This window comes from Mycobacterium attenuatum (assembly GCF_900566085.1).
Lineage (GTDB): Bacteria > Actinomycetota > Actinomycetes > Mycobacteriales > Mycobacteriaceae > Mycobacterium > Mycobacterium attenuatum.
Genome location: NZ_UPHT01000064.1, coordinates 1 through 17,810 on the forward strand (window position 1 = coordinate 1; position 17,810 = coordinate 17,810).

Sequence of the window (17,810 nt, forward strand, 5' to 3'; positions counted from 1 at the left end):
CCAAAGAAGCCTGCGGTGCCACCGGTGCCGCCCTTCCCGGGACTGATGCCGTTGCCGCCCAGCCCGAAGAGACGACCCCCACCGACACCGCCGGCGCCGCCGTTACCGCCGGAGGTGTCGCCGCTTCCGCCGGCGCCGCCGTGACCGCCGAGGCCGAACAGCAGACCCTGTCCTTGACCGCCGCTGCCGCCAGCACCGCCGGCACCACCGGTCCCACCTCCCCCGCCTGCGCCGCCGTCACCGCCCACACTGCCGAGGGACCAGAGCGAGCCGGCGCTGCCGCCGTTGCCGCCGGCCCCGCCGGTACCTGAGGGGGCGGCGCCGCCGGCGCCGCCGTGGCCGCCCCAGCCGAGCAACGGCGCGTTTCCGCCAGCGCCGCCGGCACCAGCCGTCGCGCCGGCAACGCTCGTGGCGCCGCCGGCGCCGCCGGCGCCGCCGTTGCCGGTCAGCCAACCGCCGGTGCCGCCGGACCCGCCGATAGCACCGGCCCCGCCGGTACCGCCACGGCCGCCGTTGCCGATCAGGCCCGCATCACCACCCGCACCGCCGGGCGTCCCGGCCGTCGTCTGGGAAAAGCCGTTTCCGCCATTGCCGTACAAAATCCCACCGGCACCGCCATTGGGATTTGTGGCCGTGCCGTTCGCGCCGTCACCGATGAACGGCCTGCCGAACAATGTTTGGGCGGGCGCGTTGATGGCGCCCAACACGCTCTGCTCCAACACCTGCAATGGCGAGGCATTAGCCGCCTCCGCGCCGGCGTAGGCCTCACTGGCGGCATTGAGCGTCTGGACAAAACTCTGATGAAGTTGAGCGGCCCTGGCGCTCACCGACTGATACTGCGCGGCGTAGCCGTTGAACAGTGCCGTAACGGCCTGTGACACCTCGTCGGCGCCGGCGGCCAGCACCCCGGTGGTGGACGTTACTGCCGCCGCGTTTGCCGTGCTCAGCGACGTGCCGATGGCGGCCGCATCCTGCGCTGCCGTCGTCAGAAACTCCGGAACTGCGAACACAAACGACATCGAACCCCTCCCGAACCGATCACGTGACTTAGGCCACAGCTGAAAGCATGCCGGAGGTAATTGTCGACAGTTTGGCAGGCGTTGTCAGCGGTTTCGACAGATCCGGCGGTCATCGCGCCGCCGCGTTACATCGCCAGACCGCTGGGGTACCCAAGCCGGTACCTAACGAGGAGGCTGCCATGAAGCACACAGAAGACCGTCCCGCAACGCTGCGGATGCCGCGTTCTCGCGGAGTGGTGACCGGATTGCTCCTAGTGATTCTGGGCGCCTGGGGCGCGTTGATTCCGTTCATCGGCCCCAAGTTCGACTTCGCCTATTCGCCGGGCCAGGCGTGGACCGGAGCGCGGGGCTGGCTGGAGGTGTTGCCGGGCGTGGCCGCGGCGGCTGGGGGTCTGCTGCTGATCATCGCCGGCAACCGTGCCATCGCCATGCTCGGCGGCTGGCTGGCCGCACTGGCCGGCGCGTGGTTTGTGTTCGGGACCGACTTCGCCCCGCTGTTGCGGATCGGTTCGGTGGGCGACCCGGTGGCCGCGACTGAGCGCAAACGCACCGCGCTGGAACTTGCCTACTTCTCCGGCCTGGGGGTGGTCATCGTCTTCCTGGCCGGCGCGGTCCTGTCTCGACTGGCAGTCCGGCTGGCCCGCGATGTCCAGCCGATGGCGCCCGCGCTACCTGCCCAGGAACCAGCTGCCCCCGCCGAGGTACCCGCGGCCGGCGCGGTCGCGGCCTCGCCCGAACCTTATTCGGACGCTACGTATTCCGATGCCCGCACCATGCCGCGGGAAGAATTCAAAGGGGCCAGCAGCGAACCCGCTGCCACCGAGCACCGCGGCAGGTTCCGGCGCCGGCACCGCGCCGGCGTTTAGACTCGGCCGCCGATATCCCCGGGGTTCTACCCCCGGGGATATTGCGCGGACTTCAGAGGAGTCCGAGCAAGCGCAGGTCACTGAGGTACTTGGCGATGATCTGCGGCGAGACGTGTGGAATATCCTTGTCCGGGCCGACTTTCGCGTCCTGCACGGCAGCACGGAACCGGTCGGTCGCTGCCATCGACCCGCGCAGCGGCGGCTCCGGCTTCTGGTAATTGTGCAGCAACGGCAGCAGTGACGCGTGACGCTGCTTTTCAGGCAGTCCGCGCAACGCGGTTTCGAACCGTCGCAGCCAGTCGCCGTACTCCTCGATGCGGTGGATGCAACATCCCGCGTCGATCAGCCAGTCGACGAACTGGTCCATCCCGATGCCGTCGTCGTAGGGGTTCATCACGTGGTAGGTCTGGAAACCTTCCCCGTTTGATGCCCCATTTGATGCCCCCAACGTCGCGATCGCCTCGGCGATGAACTCCACCGGCAAGCCGTCGTAGTGGGCGCGCCGCCGGTTGCCGTCGGCGTCCAGCTCGTAGAACGAACCAGGTGCGATGCCGGTGGCCACCAGGCTCAGCATCATTCGGGTGAACATGTCGGGCACGTTGAGCTGACCCGCCCACGTGGTGTCGGCCAGGATCATGTCGCAGCGGAACACCGCGACCGGCAGCCCGCACAGATCGTGGGCCTCGCGCAGTAGCACCTCGCCGGCCCACTTGCTGTTGCCGTAGCCGTTGGCGTAGCTGTCGTTGATCTGGCGCGTCGCGCTGATGCGCCGGATGTCGGCGTCCTCGGTGAACTTCGACCGCTCGATCTGGTCGCCGACGCCGATGGTCGAGACGTAGGTGTATGGCTTGAGCTTGCTGGTCAGCGCAATCCGGATTAACTCGGCGGTACCCAGCGCGTTGGGACCGAACAACTCGCTGTACGGCAGCACGTGGTTGACCAGCGCAGCCGGGTCCACGATCACGTCGACGGTGTCGGCCAGCCGCTGCCAGGTCTGCTCGTCCAGGCCGAGGTTGGCCTCGCCCTTGTCGCCCGCGATCACCTCCAAGTGGTCGGCCGCCAGCCGCCGGTAGTGTGCCAACAGCTCGGGGTCTCCGCTGTCGAACGTCTTGTCCAAGCGGGTCCGGGCCTCCTCGTTGGACCTGGCCCGGACCAGACAAACCAGCTTCCCGCCGACCACGTCCAGCCGTTGCAGCCATTCCAGTGCCAGGTAGCGACCCAGGAAGCCGGTCGCGCCGGTCAACAACACGGTGCGCACCTCGGCACCCGGCCGCGGCAGCGCCGGCGCGGTTGCCAGCGCCGATGCGTCGATGAACTTGTCCAGGGTGAGGTCGCTGGCGTGCACCTCCAGCGCGCCCCTGCCATGAATCAAGGCGAAGGTGGGCCGCTTGCTGCCCTGCCGCTCGCCCTCGATGTATGCGGCGATCGCCGCCAGGCCGCTGGCCGGGCTAACGATGACGCCCACCGGGACGTCGACGTCGAAGATCTCCCGCAGCAGGTTGCCAAATGTCAACGCCGACAACGAGTCTCCACCCAGGTCGGTGAAATGCGCATCGGGTGACAGGTCGGTGCTCGCCGCGCCCAGCAGAGCCGCCGCGGCCCGGCTCACCGTTTGCAGCACCGGCGCATCGGCCCCGGTGTGCCGCAGCTCGCTCAACTCGTCGGCCTGGCTGGCGGCCAACTCCGTGTAGAGCTGCTCCAGCCGCTCGCCGTAGTGCTGCCGCAGCTTGGGCCACGCCAGCTTGCGGATACCGGTGAGTAGACCGTTCTCCAGCGTGAACGGTGTTGTTTCGATGAGGAAGTCGCGCGGCACCTCGTAGGACTGCAGGCCGGCCTCTTTCGCGGCGGTCTGCAGCGAGTCGGCAATGAGCGGCTTCAAGGCCGCTATGTCGGTGCCTGCCAATGCTTCTTCCGTAGGGACCACCACGGCCAACAGGTAGGGATGCGCGCTGTTGCCGTAGACGTAGATCTGGCGCACCAGCGGGCTGTTACCGAACACCGCCTCCAGCTTGGCGACGGTGACGAACTCGCCCTGGGCCAGTTTCAGTACGTTGTTGCGGCGGTCCACGTACACCAGCCGGTCCGGGCCGACCTCGGCGACGACGTCTCCGGACCGGTAGTAGCCGTCGGCGTCGAACACGCTGGCCGTAATCTCCGGCCGCTGGTAATAGCCCGGGAACATGTTCTCGGTCTTGAGCAGCAGCTCGCCCCGCGGATACGGCTGGTCGGTGCTGAAGTAGCCCAGGTCGGGAACGTCGACCAGCTTGTAGTCGATCACCGGCGGGCGCTGAACTTCACCGTTGAACAAGACCATCCCGGCCTCGGTGGAGCCGTAGCCGTCCAGCAACGGGATTTCCAGCAGGGTTTCGACCCAGTTCCGCAGTTCCGGGGAAATGGGCGCCGAGCCCGTCATCGCGAAGATGTAGCGACCACCCAGCAGGTGCTGACGCAGCTCGGCCATGACCTGTGCCGCGGCGGCCTGGCGGGCGGCCGGGTCGCCGGCATCAGCCGCCCGTTGGTCCACCGCACGCTGGTATTCGCCGTACAACGTCTCCCAGATCCGCGGTACGAAGTTCAACTCGGTGGGCCGCACCAGCCGCAAGTCTTCCAGCAGCGTCGAGAGGTCGCTCTTGGCCGCGAAGTACGCGGTGCCGCCGTTGCCGAGCGTGCCGTAGAGGATTCCGCGACCCATGATGTGGCTCATCGGCATGAAATTCAGGCTGATCGACGCCATTGTGGGCCCGAACCAGTTCTTGCTCGACCGGCGCCACATCTTGCCGACATTGCTCTGCCGATACATCGCGCCTTTGGGCGCTCCGGTGCTGCCGGAGGTATAGATCAGCAGCGCCAGCGAGTCGTTGCCGTCCGATGCTGCGGCCGGCTGGACATCCGGTTTCACCGGCAGTGCGGTTCCGTGGTCCACGACATCGACGAGGGTCTCGACGCCCACCGCGGTGTCCGCCAGCCGTTGCCGCGCTGTTTCGACGGCCTCGCGATGCTCGTCCACCTCGGGGTGGTAGTCGAACACCACCAGCGTGGCGGGCAGATGACCGCTCAACAGCACGTCCACGGCATCCGACAGCTGGTCCACACTGGCCGCTATCAGGGTGGGCTCGGTCTCGGCCACGATCGGCTGCAGCTGGGAGACCGCAGCACTGGTTTGCAGCGGTACCGATACCGCACCGATCATGGCCAGCGCCATGTCGATGGTGGTGTAGTCGACGCTGTTAAAGCCCAGCACACAGACCCGGTCGCCGGCACGCACCGAGCCGTGGGTCAAGGCACGCGCCAGCGCACCGACCCGGTCGCCGAGCTGGCGGTAGGTGATGGTCTCAAAGCGCGGCAGCAGCCGCACCGAGGTGCGCCCGCTAGCGGAGTCCGTGACGAACTCGACGGCACGCTGCCCGAGTGCCGGCCGCTCGGCGTAGCCCGCCAGCGTCGTTTGAATGACCTCGGGCAGGTGCAGGCCTGGATTTTCCAGGGCAGCGGCGATTTCCGGGTCCGGCCTGGCGGCGGCGAACTGTGCGTCGTCGTCGATGAGGTTTTCGATGCGGCGTTCGAGGCGCTCGTTGGTGGTAGTCGACATGACAGTTCCTTGCCGGTGACTGGGGGAAAGATTGTTCGCGCCACATTGCGCTACGCAACTAGAACGTTAGCGAAGCTAACGGTATTTCACAACGATCAGGATAACGGCTTGCACTGTGAGATGGGACACGGACATTGACTAGTTACCGGCGTGCTTCGCCGGGATCGAGGCTGTCGAGCAGTCGTTGCATGGTGTCACACATGTGCGCGAAATCGCCGGCGCCGACGAGCTTTGACCATCGCGCCTCGATGTCGGCGACCCGCTCACCCGCGTCGGCAAGCAATCGCCGTCCGCGGTCGGTGAGTTCGATCAGCTTGGCCCGCCCGTCGTCCGGGTCGGCCCGCCTGGTCAGATATCCCAGCGCGCACAGGTCGTTTACCAGCTCCGATGTCGCCGCCAGGCTCAGCTGTGCGCGGGCGGCCAGTTCAGTGAGCCGGACACCGCCGGTGCCGATATTGCCGAAGATCTGCAAATGGGGATCGCGGACGTCGCCGTAGCCACGCGCGGTACGAGGTTGCGCCAGGTCGCGGCGAAATTGCCGGGTCAACCGCACCAACAACTGGCCCACTGCCTGCCGGTCCGCCGGCAATTCCGTTGACGCCGTCATAGCCGAAGAGGATACTACGGTTACCGAAATTTCGGGTTCCGAAGTAAATTGGAGGGGTCTCGTGACCGACCGCACCGACGCATTCGTTTCGACCAGCCTGGGCCGGCTATACGTGGCACGAAGAGGCGCCGGGCCGGTGACGGTCTGCTGGCACAGCTTGTTCCTGGATTCAGGGTCGTGGGCGGCGCTGACGGACGAGTTGGCCGCGCTGGCGCCACACCGCGCCGTGGTGACGGTCGACGGGCCGTCGCACGGCCGCAGCGAACCCGTCCACCGCGATTTCACGTTCGACGAATGCGCCCATGCCGCAGGGGAGGTCCTCGACGGGTTGGGCATCGCCGAACCGGTTGACTGGGTCGGCAACGCGTGGGGCGGGCACGTTGGCCTCCTGTTGGCCGCCACCCAACCGCGCCGGATTCGCACGTTGACCACCATTGGCACGCCGGTGCCGGCGCTGAGCACCCGGTTCCGTTGGACCAAGGCATGGCCGTTGGTGGCGCAGTATCGGTGGTCGGGTCCGACTCGATTTCTGTCCGCGGCGCTCTCCGACGCCCTGCTGGGACCGGAAGTCCTTGCAGCACAACCGGATAAGGCTTCCGCGGTTATCGATGCATTCCGGTGCGCCGACCGCACCGGCATGTTGCACGCAATGCGCTCGATGATGCTGAAGCGCCCCGATCTGAGCGGGTATCTACCCCGGGTGAGCGTCCCCACGCTGATGCTGGCCGCCCGCGATGACGACGAGGGCTGGCCGCTGCACCAAGCCGAGGCGGCTTGCACCAGCATGCGCAACGCCCGCGCCGGTGTGTTGTCCGGCAGCGCGCGCGTGGCGCCGCTGCTGCTGGATGCCGAGCTGATCGCGCGAACCCTGCTCGACTTCTGGTCAGAGGTCGCTCAGGATCCCGCACATGATGTCGAGACCTTCGGCCAATAGCTCGTCGGTGATGGTCAGGGGCGGCAGCAACCGGATGATGTTGCCAAACATGCCGCAGGTCAACACAATCACGCCGGCGCGGTGGGCGGCGGCGGCCAGCTTCTCGGTCAGCTCGGCATCGGGTTCGGCGGTTCCGGATTTCACCAGTTCGACCGCGATCATGGCGCCGCGCCCACGCACGTCGCCGACCCGGTCGTCGGCCGCCTGCACCCGTAACAACCGGTCCATCACCAGTTGCTCGATCTCGCGGGCCCGCGCGACCAGGCCCTCGCGTTCAATGGTCTCGATGGTGGCCAGCGCCGCCGCACACGCCACCGGGTTGCCGCCGAAGGTGCCACCCACACCGCTGCCGTGCGGTGCATCCATGATCTCGGCCCGGCCGGTCACCGCGGACAGGGGCAATCCGTCGGCGATGCCCTTGGCGGTGACGATCAGGTCCGGCTCAAGGCCGTTGGGGCCCTCGTGCTCGCAGGCGAACATCGCGCCGGTGCGGGCAAACCCCGTTTGCACTTCGTCGGCGATGAAGACCACGTCGTTGGCGCGGCACCAGTCCAGCAGCGCCGGCAGGAACCCGTCGGCGGGGACGATGAAACCGCCTTCGCCCTGGATGGGCTCGATGATGACGGCCGCCAGGTTGGCCGCGCCCACCTGCTTGTCGATGACGCTGATGGTCCTGGCGGCGGCCAGTTCACCGTCGGTGGCCAGCTCCTTGTCGAGCAGTCCGTCGCGGTAGGGGTAGGACAGCGGGGCCCGGTAGATCTCCGGGGCGAACGGGCCGAAGCCGCTCTTGTAGGGCATGGACTTGGCGGTGAGCGCCATCGTCATATTGGTGCGCCCGTGGTAGGCGTGGTCGAACGCGACCACCGCCGGTTTGCGCGTGTAGGCGCGGGCGATCTTGATGGCGTTCTCGACGGCCTCGGCGCCGGAATTGAACAGTGCCGAGCGCTTCTCGCCGGAGCCCGGGGTGATCCGGTTGAGCTGTTCGGCGACCGCCACGTACTGCTCGTAGGGGGTCACCATGAAACAGGTATGGGTGAACTCGGCCACCTGCGCGCGCACCGCGTCCACGACCTTGGGATGGGAATTGCCGATGGTCGTCACGGCGATCCCGGAACCCAGGTCGATCAGCCGGTTCCCGTCGGCGTCCTCGAGTATCCCGCCGCCGGCGCGGACGACGAACACCGGCAGCATGACCCCGACGCCACTGGACACTGCGGCGACCCGCCGTTTGTTCAGTTCCAGCGATGCCGGACCTGGGATTTCGGTGACCAGGTGGCGTGTCTGCTCGAGGCTGGCCACGCATCCTCCTCTCCCCGCGGCGCGGCGGTCACGTCGCGGATAAAGCCTATCGGTTCGCCGCGGCGGCGCGGCCGGGCGCGGGCTGACGTGGTGCCGGTCGGTTCACGACCTGCGGGAATGGCAGACTGGACCGTTACGAGGCGCGCGAGCTTCCAGTCGAGTTCGGCGCCGCCCTCAAAATGTCGAGGGATACCGCAACGAAAGACAGGCGTGTTGATGGAGAGTTTGGTCCTATTTCTGCCGTTCTTGCTCATCATGGGCGGCTTCATGTACTTCGCGTCCCGGCGCCAGCGGCGCGCCATGCAAGCCACCATCGACCTGCACGAGTCGCTACAGCCAGGGGACCGGGTGCACACCACCTCCGGGCTGGAAGCCACCGTCGTGGACATCACCGACGACACCGTCGACCTCGAGATCGCACCGGGCGTGGTGACCACCTGGATGAAGCTGGCGATTCGGGACCGGGTCCTGCCGGACGCCGACGCAGAGCTGGACGAGGAGCCGGCCGACTCGGACGACGAGCAGCTAACGGCCGGCGACGAGAGCCCCGCAACCAGAGAGCCCTGAGGATTCCTGAACGGGACCGACGGACCGTCCAGGACCGACGAGCCGGCTTGCACGACGTGCCGCGGTGCGGCACGTAGGCTCTGTTGGGGGTAAGAACCGACTTTCAAGGAGACATACGGAACGTGGCATCGTCTTCGGCGCCGGTGCATCCTGCCCGCTACCTGTCCGTGTTCCTGGTGCTACTCATCGGCCTTTACCTGCTGGTGTTTCTCACCGGAGACAAAAAGGCCGCCCCGAAACTGGGCATTGACCTACAGGGCGGCACCCGCGTCACGCTGACAGCGCGCACACCCGACGGCACGGCACCCAGCCGCCAGTCCCTGGAGCAGGCCCAAGAGATCATCAGTGCCCGGGTCAACGGACTGGGCGTGTCGGGCTCCGAGGTGGTCGTGGACGGCGACAACCTGGTGATCACGGTGCCCGGCAACGACGGCAGCGAGGCCCGCAACCTGGGCCAGACCGCGCGGCTCTACATCCGTCCGGTGAGCAACTCGATGCCGGCGCAGCCCGCCGAGGAAGAGCCCAAGCCGCCCGCGGGAACACCGCCACCCGGCCAGTCCGGTGCACCGGCGCCGCCGCCGTCAGGCGCCCCGGCGCCGCAGCCCTCGGGCGCCCCGGCGCAGCCGCGGCCCTACCCTCAGGAGCCGCCGCCGTCGCCTGCTCCCGCCCCCAGTCCTGGCCCGAGCAGCCTCGCTCCGCCGGCCGCCGGCGTGGCGCCGCCCGCGGACCTGCCACCCGGTGAGCAGCCGGCGCCGCCGGATCCGCGCAAGGATCTGGCCGAGCGCATCGCGCAGGAGAAGAAGTGGCGGCAAAGCACCAGCCCCTACATCCAGATGGTTGCTCTGCAATTCGAGGCCACCCGCTGCGATAAAGAAGACATTCTGGCCGGCAACGACGATCCGAAGCTGCCGCTGGTGACCTGCTCGACCGACCACAAGACCGCGTATCTGCTCGAGCCGTCGATCATCAGCGGCGACCAGATTCAAAACGCCACCTCCGGGATGGACCAGCGGGGCCTCGGCTACGTCGTCGATCTGCAATTCAAGAGTGGAGCGGCCGACGTGTGGGCTCGTTACACCGCCGACCACGTCGGCAAACAGACGGCCTTCACTCTGGACTCACAGGTGGTCAGTGCGCCGGTGATCAACGAACCGATACCGGGCGGCCGGACCCAGATCAGCGGTGGCGACCCGCCCTTCAGCGCGGCGGCCGCGCGCCAGCTCGCCAACGTCTTGAAATATGGCTCGTTGCCGCTGTCCTTCGAATCGTCAGAGGCCCAAACGGTTTCGGCGACGTTGGGATTGACCTCGCTGCGGGCCGGTCTGATTGCGGGAGCGATCGGTCTGGCGCTGGTGCTGGTCTATTCGCTGCTGTATTACCGGGTGCTGGGGCTGCTGACGGCACTGTCGCTGGTCGCCTCGGGCGCAATGGTTTTCGCGATCCTGGTGCTGCTCGGCCGCTATATCAACTACACCCTCGACCTGGCGGGTATCGCGGGTCTGATCATCGGTATCGGCACCACCGCCGACTCGTTCGTGGTGTTCTTCGAACGCATCAAAGACGAGATCCGCGAAGGCCGTTCATTCCGATCGGCGGTGCCGCGCGGTTGGGCACGCGCCCGCAAGACGATCGTGTCGGGTAACGCGGTCACCTTCCTGGCCGCCGCCGTGCTGTACTTCCTGGCTATCGGTCAGGTGAAGGGGTTCGCATTCACGTTGGGCCTCACCACCATCCTGGACCTCGTCGTGGTGTTCCTGGTGACCTGGCCGCTGGTGTATCTGGCCTCCAAGTCTTCGACGCTGGCCAAGCCGGCATACAACGGACTGGGAGCCGTGCAGCAGGTCGCACGCGAGCGCCGGGCTCAAGCGGGTGCCGGCACGACGGGACGGGGATAGCGCGCGATGGTATCGAAGGCATCCAAGACATCCAAGGCATCCAAGACATCCAAGACATCCAAGACATCCGAGACTAAGAGCGGGACCGACGCCGGGGACGTCGCCCAGGGTGCGGTAGAGCTCACCGGCCCGGACCCCGACCGGGCCACTGGGGCGGCACAGCACAGCTTTCTGTCCCGGCTCTACACCGGTACGGGTGCATTCGAGGTGGTGGGCCGCCGCAAGCTCTGGTACGGCGTCAGCGGCGCGATTGTCGCGATCGCCATCCTCAGCATCGTGGTGCGGGGGTTCACTTTCGGCATCGATTTCAAAGGCGGCACGACGGTGTCGTTCCCCCGTGGCGACGCGAAGGTGGTCCAGGTCGAAGAGGTGTTCCACAAGACCCTCGGCATTGATCCCGAATCGGTGGTCACCGTCGGCACTGGAGCCTCGGCGACGGTGCAGATTCGCTCGAAGACCTTGTCCAACGACCAGACGGAAAAGCTGCGCGACGCCCTGTTCGACGCGTTCCACCCCAAGGGCGCCGACGGTAAGCCCAGCAAGAAGGCCATCAGCGATGCGGCGGTGTCGGAGACCTGGGGTGGCCAGATCACCCAGAAGGCGGTGATCGCACTGGTGGTGTTCCTGGTGCTGGTCGCCGTCTACATCACCGTGCGCTACGAGCGATATATGACCATCTCCGCCATCGCGGCCATGGTCTTCGACCTGACCGTCACCGCCGGTGTCTATGCCCTGGTGGGCTTCGAAGTCACGCCCGCGACCGTCATCGGGCTGTTGACAATTCTCGGGTTCTCGATTTATGACACCGTCATCGTGTTCGACAAGGTCGAAGAAAACACCAACGGCTTCCACCACACCACCCGGCGCACCTTCGCCGAGCAGGCCAACCTGGCGGTCAACCAGACCTTCATGCGCTCGATCAACACCAGCCTCATCTCGGTATTGCCGGTGGTGGCGCTGATGGTAGTGGCGGTGTGGCTGCTGGGTGTCGGCACGCTGAAGGATCTGGCGCTGGTCCAGCTGATCGGCATCATCATCGGCACCTACTCGTCGATCTTCTTCGCCACGCCGCTACTGGTCACCTTGCGGGAACGCACCGAGCTGGTACGCACCCATACGCGCCGGGTGCTCAAACGTCGCGGTGCCGTCTCGCCGGCGGCAGCCGAACAACGCGAGGACACCGCTGAAGAGCCCGGGTTCGAGGCGGCACCGCAGGCCTCTCGCCAGCCGCAACAAGCGGGTGCCAAGACGGCGGCAGCCCCGTCGAAACCGGCGCCTGGTGCCCGGCCGGCGCGGCCTACCAGCACCAAGCAACGTCCGACCGGCAAGCGAAACGCCGGCCGGCGGTAGGAGTCATGGCCACCTGGTGCTGCCGTGGCGGGGGCAACTTCGGCCAGATCGGCCAGTGGTCCGGGTTGCGGAAAGCCTTGCGCGGCAACGCTGTCGGGACGGTCGTCGGCGCTGCTGCCACGGTGGCCGCGGCGGCCACCCTGACCGCCTGTTCGGGTAGCGCCGCCGGTCAGATCGATTACGTCGTCGACGGGGCGCTGCCGACCTATAACACCAACACCGTCATCGGTGCCGCATCGGCCGGCGCGCAGGCATTTGCCCGGGTGCTCACCGGGTTCGGCTATCACGGGCCCGACGGTCAGGTGGTCGCCGACCACGACTTCGGCACCATCTCGGTGGTGGGCGGCTCGCCGCTGGTGCTCGACTATCAGATCGCCGACAACGCGGTCTATTCCGACGGTAAGCCCGTGACCTGCGACGACCTGGTGTTGAGCTGGGCCGCCCAATCAGGGCGCTTTCCCGGATTCGACGCTGCCACCCAGGCCGGGTATATCGACATCGCCAACATCGAGTGCACGCCGGGCCAGAAGAAGGCCCGGGTGTCGTTCATCCCGGATCGCGGGGTCGTCGACTACGCCCAACTCTTCGGTGCGACGTCGCTGATGCCGTCGCATGTGATCGCCGAACAGCTCAACGCCGATATCACTGAGGCGTTGCTCGCCAACAAGGCGCCTGTCGTGGAACAGATTGCCCGACTATGGAATACGACGTGGGACCTCAAGCCGGGCCTCAAACGCGACGAGCTTTCGAAGCACTTCCCGTCGTCGGGGCCCTACCAGATCGAATCCGTCCTCGACGGTGGCGGGGTGGTGCTGGTCACCAACGACCGGTGGTGGGGCGCCAAGGCGATCACCAAGCGGGTCACCGTCTGGCCGCAGGGCGCCGATATCCAGGACCGGGTCAACAACCGCAGCGTCGACGTGGTGGACGTCGCCGCCGGATCGTCGGGGGCACTTGCCACCCCGGACAACTATCAGCGCATCGATTCGCCGTCGGACGGCATTGAGCAGCTGATCTTCGCGCCGCGGGGTCCGCTGGCGGACATCCGCAGCCGCCGCGCCGTCGCGCTGTGCGCCCCGCGCGACGCGATTGCCCGCGACGCCGGGGTGGCAATCGCGAACTCCCGGCTGTCCCCGGCCACCGAAGACGCCGTCGCCGAGGCCGACGGCGCGGCCGAGGCGGGTCCGTTCACCAAGGGTGATGCCGCCGCCGCCCGCGATGCGCTGGGGGGCGCGCCCCTGACCGTCCGGATCGGTTACCGCGGACCGAACGCGCGGCTGGCGGCCGTGGTCGGGGCCATCGCCAAGTCCTGCGCGCCGGCCGGAATCACCGTCGCCGATGTGACGTTGGACACATCGGGTCCCCAGGCCCTGCGAGACGGGAAGATCGACGTGCTGCTGGCCAGCACGGGCGGGGCAACCGGTAGTGGGTCCACCGGATCGTCGGCGATGGACGCCTATGACCTGCACAGCGGCAATGGCAACAACCTGTCGGGCTATGCCAATCCGCAAATCGACAACATTATTGGGGCGCTGGCGGTTTCCGCCGACCCGGCCGAGCGTGTCCGGTTGCTCGCCGAGGCCGCGCCGGTACTCTGGGCGGAAACGCCAACGTTGCCGTTGTATCGGCAGCAACGCACGTTGTTGATGTCGAAAAAGATGTATGCCGTGAGCCGAAATCCGACTCGCTGGGGGGCGGGCTGGAACATGGACCGATGGGCGTTGATGCAGTGACGACTGTCCGGGGCAGCGCCCCCGTCGCCGACATGATCGCGGCGTTGACCCGTAACGTTGCGGATTTTCCAACGCCCGGAATCCAATTCAAGGACCTCACTGCGCTGTTCGCGGACCGCGAGGCGATGAGCGCGGTGATCGACGCGCTGGCCGATGTCGCCTCCGGCGCCGACTTGGTCGCCGGCATCGAGTCGCGTGGCTCTGTGGTGGCGGCGGCTCTGGCCGCGCGGCTGGGTACCGGTGTGCTGTCGATCCGCAAGAGCGGCAAGCTGCCGCCGCCGGTGCTCACCGAGGAGTACACCCGTGAGTACGGCGCGGCGGGTATGGAGATCCCCGCCGACAGCCTGGAGCTGCGGGGACGCAACGTCGTACTCATCGACGACGTGCTGGCAACCGGCGGAACCCTGAGCGCGGCAACACGGTTGCTGGAGCGCACCGGCGCGAACGTGACCAGGGTGGCGGTCGTCGTCGAGCTCACGGCGCTGGGTGGCCGTGATGCGGTCGCGCCGTTGCCGGTGCACAGCTTGAGCCAGGTCTAGCCCGCACCTTTGGTCGAGCGCCGTCACACAGCGGCCGCAATCGCGTGGATGCATTCGAATCCGCAGTGAAGGAGCCGCTTGACTGCGCAGGTTATCGGTTGATAATCTGCCGTCGTATGGCTAGGCGGGCTCCGCGGTCGAGGAATTCCTACATTTCGTCTCCGGGGCGCCCGGGCGGCGCTGTCGTAGCAAGGGGGAATGGCGTGCGTATCGTGGTCGATCTGGTGCGGTGTCAGGGCTACGCCCAGTGCTGCTTTCTTGCGCCCCAGGCGTTCAAGCTGGCGGGGGAGGAAGCCTTGATGTATCAACCCAATCCCGACATGGTTCAGCGCGAGCAAGTCTTGCGCGCTGCCGCAGCCTGTCCGGTCCAGGCGATCGTCATTGACCGGCTCGACGATTCAGTACTCACGCCGGAAACGGGATCGGCATGAGCAGCTCGGCGACCGGGGGCCACCGGCTCAACGGCCGGGTTGCGATCGTCGGTGCCTCCCTGGCGGGGCTCCGGGCTGCGGAGGCGTTGCGCCACAAGGGCTTTCGCGGAAAGTTAACCTTGATTGGCGACGAGTCCTACGAACCCTACGACCGCCCGCCGCTGTCCAAGCAGGTTCTGACCGGCTATGCGCTGGCCGGCCAGACCGCCTTGCCGCGCCTGCGCCACCTTGATGCCGAGTGGCGCCTCGGTGCCGCGGCCGTCGGCTTGGACCCGACCAGGCAGCGTGTCCATCTCGCCGACGGCCATGAGGTGGGCTTCGACCGCTTGCTGATCGCTACCGGAGTGCGGGCCCGCCCCTGGGCGAATCAGGCCGAAGCCGCTCTGGACGGGGTGTGCGTATTGCGCACCCGGGATCACGCGGCCCGGCTGCGGCAGTATCTGGCCGCCAAGCCGCAGCGGGTGCTCATCATCGGCGCCGGGTTCATCGGTTGCGAGATTGCATCGGCGTGTCGCGAACTCGGCCTGCCCGTGACGGTGGTCGATCGCGGCGGCGCACCGCTGGAAAACGCGCTGGGCGGCGCGATCGGCGCCTGGGCGGCGACGCTGCAGCGCCAGCATGGCGTCGACCTGCGTTGCGGCGTGACCGTAACCGAGTTGGCGGGGGACGGGAGCGGGCGGTTGCGTCGCGCCCACCTGTCCGACGGGACCGTGCTAGACATCGATGTGGCGGTGGCCGCGCTCGGGTCGATCCGCAACACCGAATGGTTGCACGATTCGGGGCTGGCGGCTGACAGCGCGTGGGGCGTGACCTGCGACACGCATTGCCGCGTCTTCGACCTCAACGGCGTTGTCACCGAGCACATCTTCGCTGCCGGTGATGTGGCGCGATTCCCGCATCCCCGTTACGATTTCGAATTCCTGGCCGTGGAGCACTGGAGCAACGCAGTAACCCAAGCCGAAGTCGCGGCCCACAATATTATCTGTGCCCCGTCCCGGCGCCGCCCTCACCTGGCCGTGCCCACTTTCTGGTCAGCGCAATTCGGGACCAACATCAAGTCCGTTGGTGTGGCGCGGTTTGCCGACGAGGTGGTCATCACCCAAGGCTCGGTCGACGAGCACCGGTTCATTGCGGCCTACGGCCGCCGGGGCCGCCTGGTCGCGGCTGTCACCGTCAACCAGGGCATGTGGCTGGAGTTCTTCGAGCGGCTGATCGCGGATTCCGCCCCATTCCCGCCCCCCGCACCCGGTTTCGACCAGCCCGCCGGCGTACGTCCGATCCCGGCGGGGTTCCGGAATCCGGGTGTCCCTCCCCACGAGCCCGGGGCAATCGGCTATGCACCCAGTGAGCGCCGCGCCGTTTTTGCGCCGCCGGGCAACTACCGCAACGAGTTCCGCGAAATTCCACCCAGGCGATGCCAAGTGAACACTCCATGACGCAGCAATCGATGTTCGAGCAAATCCTCGACTACGCCAATCGGGCCGACCCCTACCCGCGCTACGCCCAGCTCCGGCAGACGCCGGTAGCGCGGCAGGCGGACGGCAGCTACGTCGTCAGCACCTATCGGGAGATCACGGCCCTGCTTCACGATCCGCGGATGAGCTCAGATCTGAGCAAGGGTAACCAGCTCGAGCCGGACCTCATCCCGGGATTCATTGCGCTCGACCCGCCCGAGCATGGCCGGTTGCGTCGTATGGCGATGCGCCACTTTGGTCCGCCGCACCGGCCTGGATGGGTCGATGGCATGCGCGACACGTTCACCAGCCTGGTCGACCGCCTGATCGACGACTGTCGTGACCGCCGCCAGATCGACATCGTCGATGAGCTGGCCTATCCCCTTCCGGTGACGATGATCTGTGACATGCTCGGCGTGCCACTCGGAGATGAACCGTTGTTCCGGCGCTGGACGCAAGACATCCTCGACGCCGAGTACGGAACTGCCGAACAGCGGCAACGGGGCAAGCAAGCGATCGCAGAGGTGCGCGAATACATCATTGAGCTCGCTGCAGCCTTCCGCCGGCAGCCGTGCGACAACATGCTGTCGCGCTGGGTCACCGATGACAACCCGGACGGACGGATGAGCACCGCGGAAATCGCAGACACCGGGGTCCTGCTGCTCATCGGTGGTCACGAAACTACCGTCAACCTGATCGCCAATGGGATGCTGACGCTGCTTCGGCGTCCCGAGCTTATGGAGCGGCTGCGCCGCCAACCCGGCCTGGTCATCCCGATGGTTGAAGAACTGCTCCGCCATGAGCCGCCCGCACAGATTACGCCGCGTGCCGCCCTGGCCGATGTCACCATCGCTGGCGTCACCATTCCGCAAGGGGCGAAGGTACACCTCGTGCTTGCCGCCGGAAATCGCGATCCGCTACGCTTCTTCGATCCCGATCTATTTGTGCCCGACCGGCCGGACAATCAGCATCTCGGTTTCGGGCACGGTATTCACGCCTGTTTCGGCGCTCCTATGGCCCGACTCGAGACTCAGATCGCGTTGAGCGCGTTGGCACGTCGGCTGGAAGCCCCGCGATTGATCGACGACCCGCCCCCGTACCGGCTGAATCCTTTTCTGCGCGGGCCGCGCCACCTGCTCGTGACGGTGGACCGGGTGCGGAATTGAGGGCCGTGAACCGTCCCGGGCGTTCGCCCGCCTCGTAATCGGTGTGTGCCAACCTTTTTGTGCCGCAAGAAGTTACTGCGCCTTCGACCGCCAGCATGGGTGTGGCCCCAGCGTTTCTGCTAAGGCGTTGGGCAGCATCACCATCAGCGCCGTACCCTCGGCAACGTAGAGCGGCGAGCCGAAAAGCACCAGCATGACCGGCGCAGTCAGCAGGCCACCACCAAGCCCCAGCGCCGTCGACCACGCGCCTATCACTATTCCAAGCATCGCAGTCAAGCTGAACCGCTGCGGTATTCGCCGCGAGGGTTGCCGGCAGCAGAGCCCTTCCGGCTGGCGGGTCGGTTCCGGCGGCAACGAGCAGCAA

Annotated in this window: 15 protein-coding genes; 10 read left to right on the plus strand and 5 right to left on the minus strand. The window is 67.0% G+C overall.

What is annotated here, in order from left to right:
- On the minus strand, nt 1-1,019 hold a 1,019-nt coding region (locus EET13_RS11145), incomplete at its 3' end, for a PE family protein (protein WP_136623149.1).
- A 179-nt stretch (nt 1,020-1,198) separates the two neighbouring features.
- On the opposite strand from EET13_RS11145, the gene EET13_RS11150 reads away from it, so the two are divergent.
- Nucleotides 1,199-1,885 (plus strand): hypothetical protein, encoded by a 687-nt coding sequence (locus tag EET13_RS11150; RefSeq protein ID WP_122442371.1) that lies wholly within the window; start codon nt 1,199-1,201, stop codon nt 1,883-1,885.
- Between the two features lie 52 nt (nt 1,886-1,937).
- On the opposite strand, the gene car is transcribed toward EET13_RS11150, so the two are convergent.
- Both car and EET13_RS11160 read right to left on the minus strand, forming a co-directional pair.
- Nucleotides 1,938-5,471: a carboxylic acid reductase gene (gene car / locus EET13_RS11155; protein WP_122442347.1), complete on the minus strand. Its 3,534-nt coding sequence runs from the start codon at nt 5,469-5,471 to the stop codon at nt 1,938-1,940.
- A gap of 142 nt (nt 5,472-5,613) precedes the next feature.
- A complete protein-coding gene (locus EET13_RS11160; RefSeq protein ID WP_211186410.1) occupies nt 5,614-6,078 on the minus strand; it encodes a MarR family winged helix-turn-helix transcriptional regulator in 465 nt (154 codons plus the stop codon).
- Between the two features lie 61 nt (nt 6,079-6,139).
- On the opposite strand from EET13_RS11160, the gene EET13_RS11165 reads away from it, so the two are divergent.
- A complete protein-coding gene (locus EET13_RS11165) occupies nt 6,140-7,012 on the plus strand; it encodes an alpha/beta fold hydrolase (protein ID WP_244603859.1) in 873 nt (290 codons plus the stop codon).
- On the opposite strand, the gene gabT is transcribed toward EET13_RS11165, so the two are convergent.
- The gene (gene gabT, locus EET13_RS11170) at nt 6,962-8,311 is read right to left on the minus strand and encodes a 4-aminobutyrate--2-oxoglutarate transaminase (RefSeq protein ID WP_122442349.1); all 1,350 of its coding nucleotides are present in this window, start codon (nt 8,309-8,311) and stop codon (nt 6,962-6,964) included. The genes EET13_RS11165 and gabT overlap by 51 nt on opposite strands.
- A 216-nt stretch (nt 8,312-8,527) precedes the next feature.
- On the opposite strand from gabT, the gene yajC reads away from it, so the two are divergent.
- The 8 genes from yajC (at nt 8,528) to EET13_RS11210 (ending at nt 17,446) form a co-directional block, all read left to right on the plus strand.
- Entirely contained in the window at nt 8,528-8,878 is a 351-nt protein-coding gene (gene yajC, locus EET13_RS11175; protein WP_122442373.1) for a preprotein translocase subunit YajC, read from the plus strand.
- Nucleotides 8,879-9,000: 122 nt separating this feature from the next.
- Nucleotides 9,001-10,773 (plus strand): protein translocase subunit SecD, encoded by a 1,773-nt coding sequence (gene secD / locus EET13_RS11180; RefSeq protein ID WP_122442350.1) that lies wholly within the window; start codon nt 9,001-9,003, stop codon nt 10,771-10,773.
- 6 nt (nt 10,774-10,779) lie between these two features.
- A complete protein-coding gene (secF, locus tag EET13_RS11185) occupies nt 10,780-12,123 on the plus strand; it encodes a protein translocase subunit SecF (RefSeq protein ID WP_122442351.1) in 1,344 nt (447 codons plus the stop codon).
- Nucleotides 12,124-12,128: 5 nt separating this feature from the next.
- Entirely contained in the window at nt 12,129-13,856 is a 1,728-nt protein-coding gene (locus EET13_RS11190) for an ABC transporter substrate-binding protein (protein ID WP_122442352.1), read from the plus strand.
- Complete coding sequence (locus tag EET13_RS11195) at nt 13,838-14,395, plus strand: adenine phosphoribosyltransferase (RefSeq protein WP_122442353.1); 558 nt, start codon at nt 13,838-13,840, stop codon at nt 14,393-14,395. The genes EET13_RS11190 and EET13_RS11195 overlap by 19 nt, the downstream gene beginning before the upstream one ends.
- A gap of 203 nt (nt 14,396-14,598) precedes the next feature.
- Complete coding sequence (locus tag EET13_RS11200; RefSeq protein WP_122442354.1) at nt 14,599-14,826, plus strand: ferredoxin; 228 nt, start codon at nt 14,599-14,601, stop codon at nt 14,824-14,826.
- Nucleotides 14,823-16,262 carry an NAD(P)/FAD-dependent oxidoreductase gene (locus EET13_RS11205; RefSeq protein ID WP_122442355.1) on the plus strand — a complete coding sequence of 480 codons (1,440 nt, stop codon included), beginning with the start codon at nt 14,823-14,825 and terminating at the stop codon, nt 16,260-16,262. The genes EET13_RS11200 and EET13_RS11205 overlap by 4 nt, the downstream gene beginning before the upstream one ends.
- Nucleotides 16,259-17,446, plus strand: a complete 1,188-nt coding sequence (locus EET13_RS11210; RefSeq protein ID WP_122442356.1) for a cytochrome P450 — start codon at nt 16,259-16,261, stop codon at nt 17,444-17,446. Before EET13_RS11205 ends, EET13_RS11210 begins: the two co-directional genes overlap by 4 nt.
- Nucleotides 17,447-17,518: 72 nt before the next feature.
- Here the strand turns inward: EET13_RS11210 and EET13_RS31340 are convergent, their stop codons facing one another.
- Complete coding sequence (locus EET13_RS31340) at nt 17,519-17,713, minus strand: hypothetical protein (RefSeq protein WP_244603860.1); 195 nt, start codon at nt 17,711-17,713, stop codon at nt 17,519-17,521.
- Nucleotides 17,714-17,810: the final 97 nt, after the last annotated feature.

What these genes read in the sequence shown, in the direction of transcription:
- EET13_RS11195 (WP_122442353.1), top strand. Translation starts at nt 13,838, where the DNA reads ATGGGCGTTGATGCAGTGACGACTGTCCGGGGCAGCGCCCCCGTCGCC.
- EET13_RS11205 (WP_122442355.1), top strand. Translation starts at nt 14,823, where the DNA reads ATGAGCAGCTCGGCGACCGGGGGCCACCGGCTCAACGGCCGGGTTGCG.
- EET13_RS31340 (WP_244603860.1), bottom strand. Translation starts at nt 17,713, where the DNA reads ATGCTTGGAATAGTGATAGGCGCGTGGTCGACGGCGCTGGGGCTTGGT.
- car (WP_122442347.1), bottom strand. Translation starts at nt 5,471, where the DNA reads ATGTCGACTACCACCAACGAGCGCCTCGAACGCCGCATCGAAAACCTC.
- yajC (WP_122442373.1), top strand. Translation starts at nt 8,528, where the DNA reads ATGGAGAGTTTGGTCCTATTTCTGCCGTTCTTGCTCATCATGGGCGGC.
- EET13_RS11160 (WP_211186410.1), bottom strand. Translation starts at nt 6,078, where the DNA reads ATGACGGCGTCAACGGAATTGCCGGCGGACCGGCAGGCAGTGGGCCAG.
- EET13_RS11190 (WP_122442352.1), top strand. Translation starts at nt 12,129, where the DNA reads ATGGCCACCTGGTGCTGCCGTGGCGGGGGCAACTTCGGCCAGATCGGC.
- secF (WP_122442351.1), top strand. Translation starts at nt 10,780, where the DNA reads ATGGTATCGAAGGCATCCAAGACATCCAAGGCATCCAAGACATCCAAG.
- EET13_RS11210 (WP_122442356.1), top strand. Translation starts at nt 16,259, where the DNA reads ATGACGCAGCAATCGATGTTCGAGCAAATCCTCGACTACGCCAATCGG.
- EET13_RS11150 (WP_122442371.1), top strand. Translation starts at nt 1,199, where the DNA reads ATGAAGCACACAGAAGACCGTCCCGCAACGCTGCGGATGCCGCGTTCT.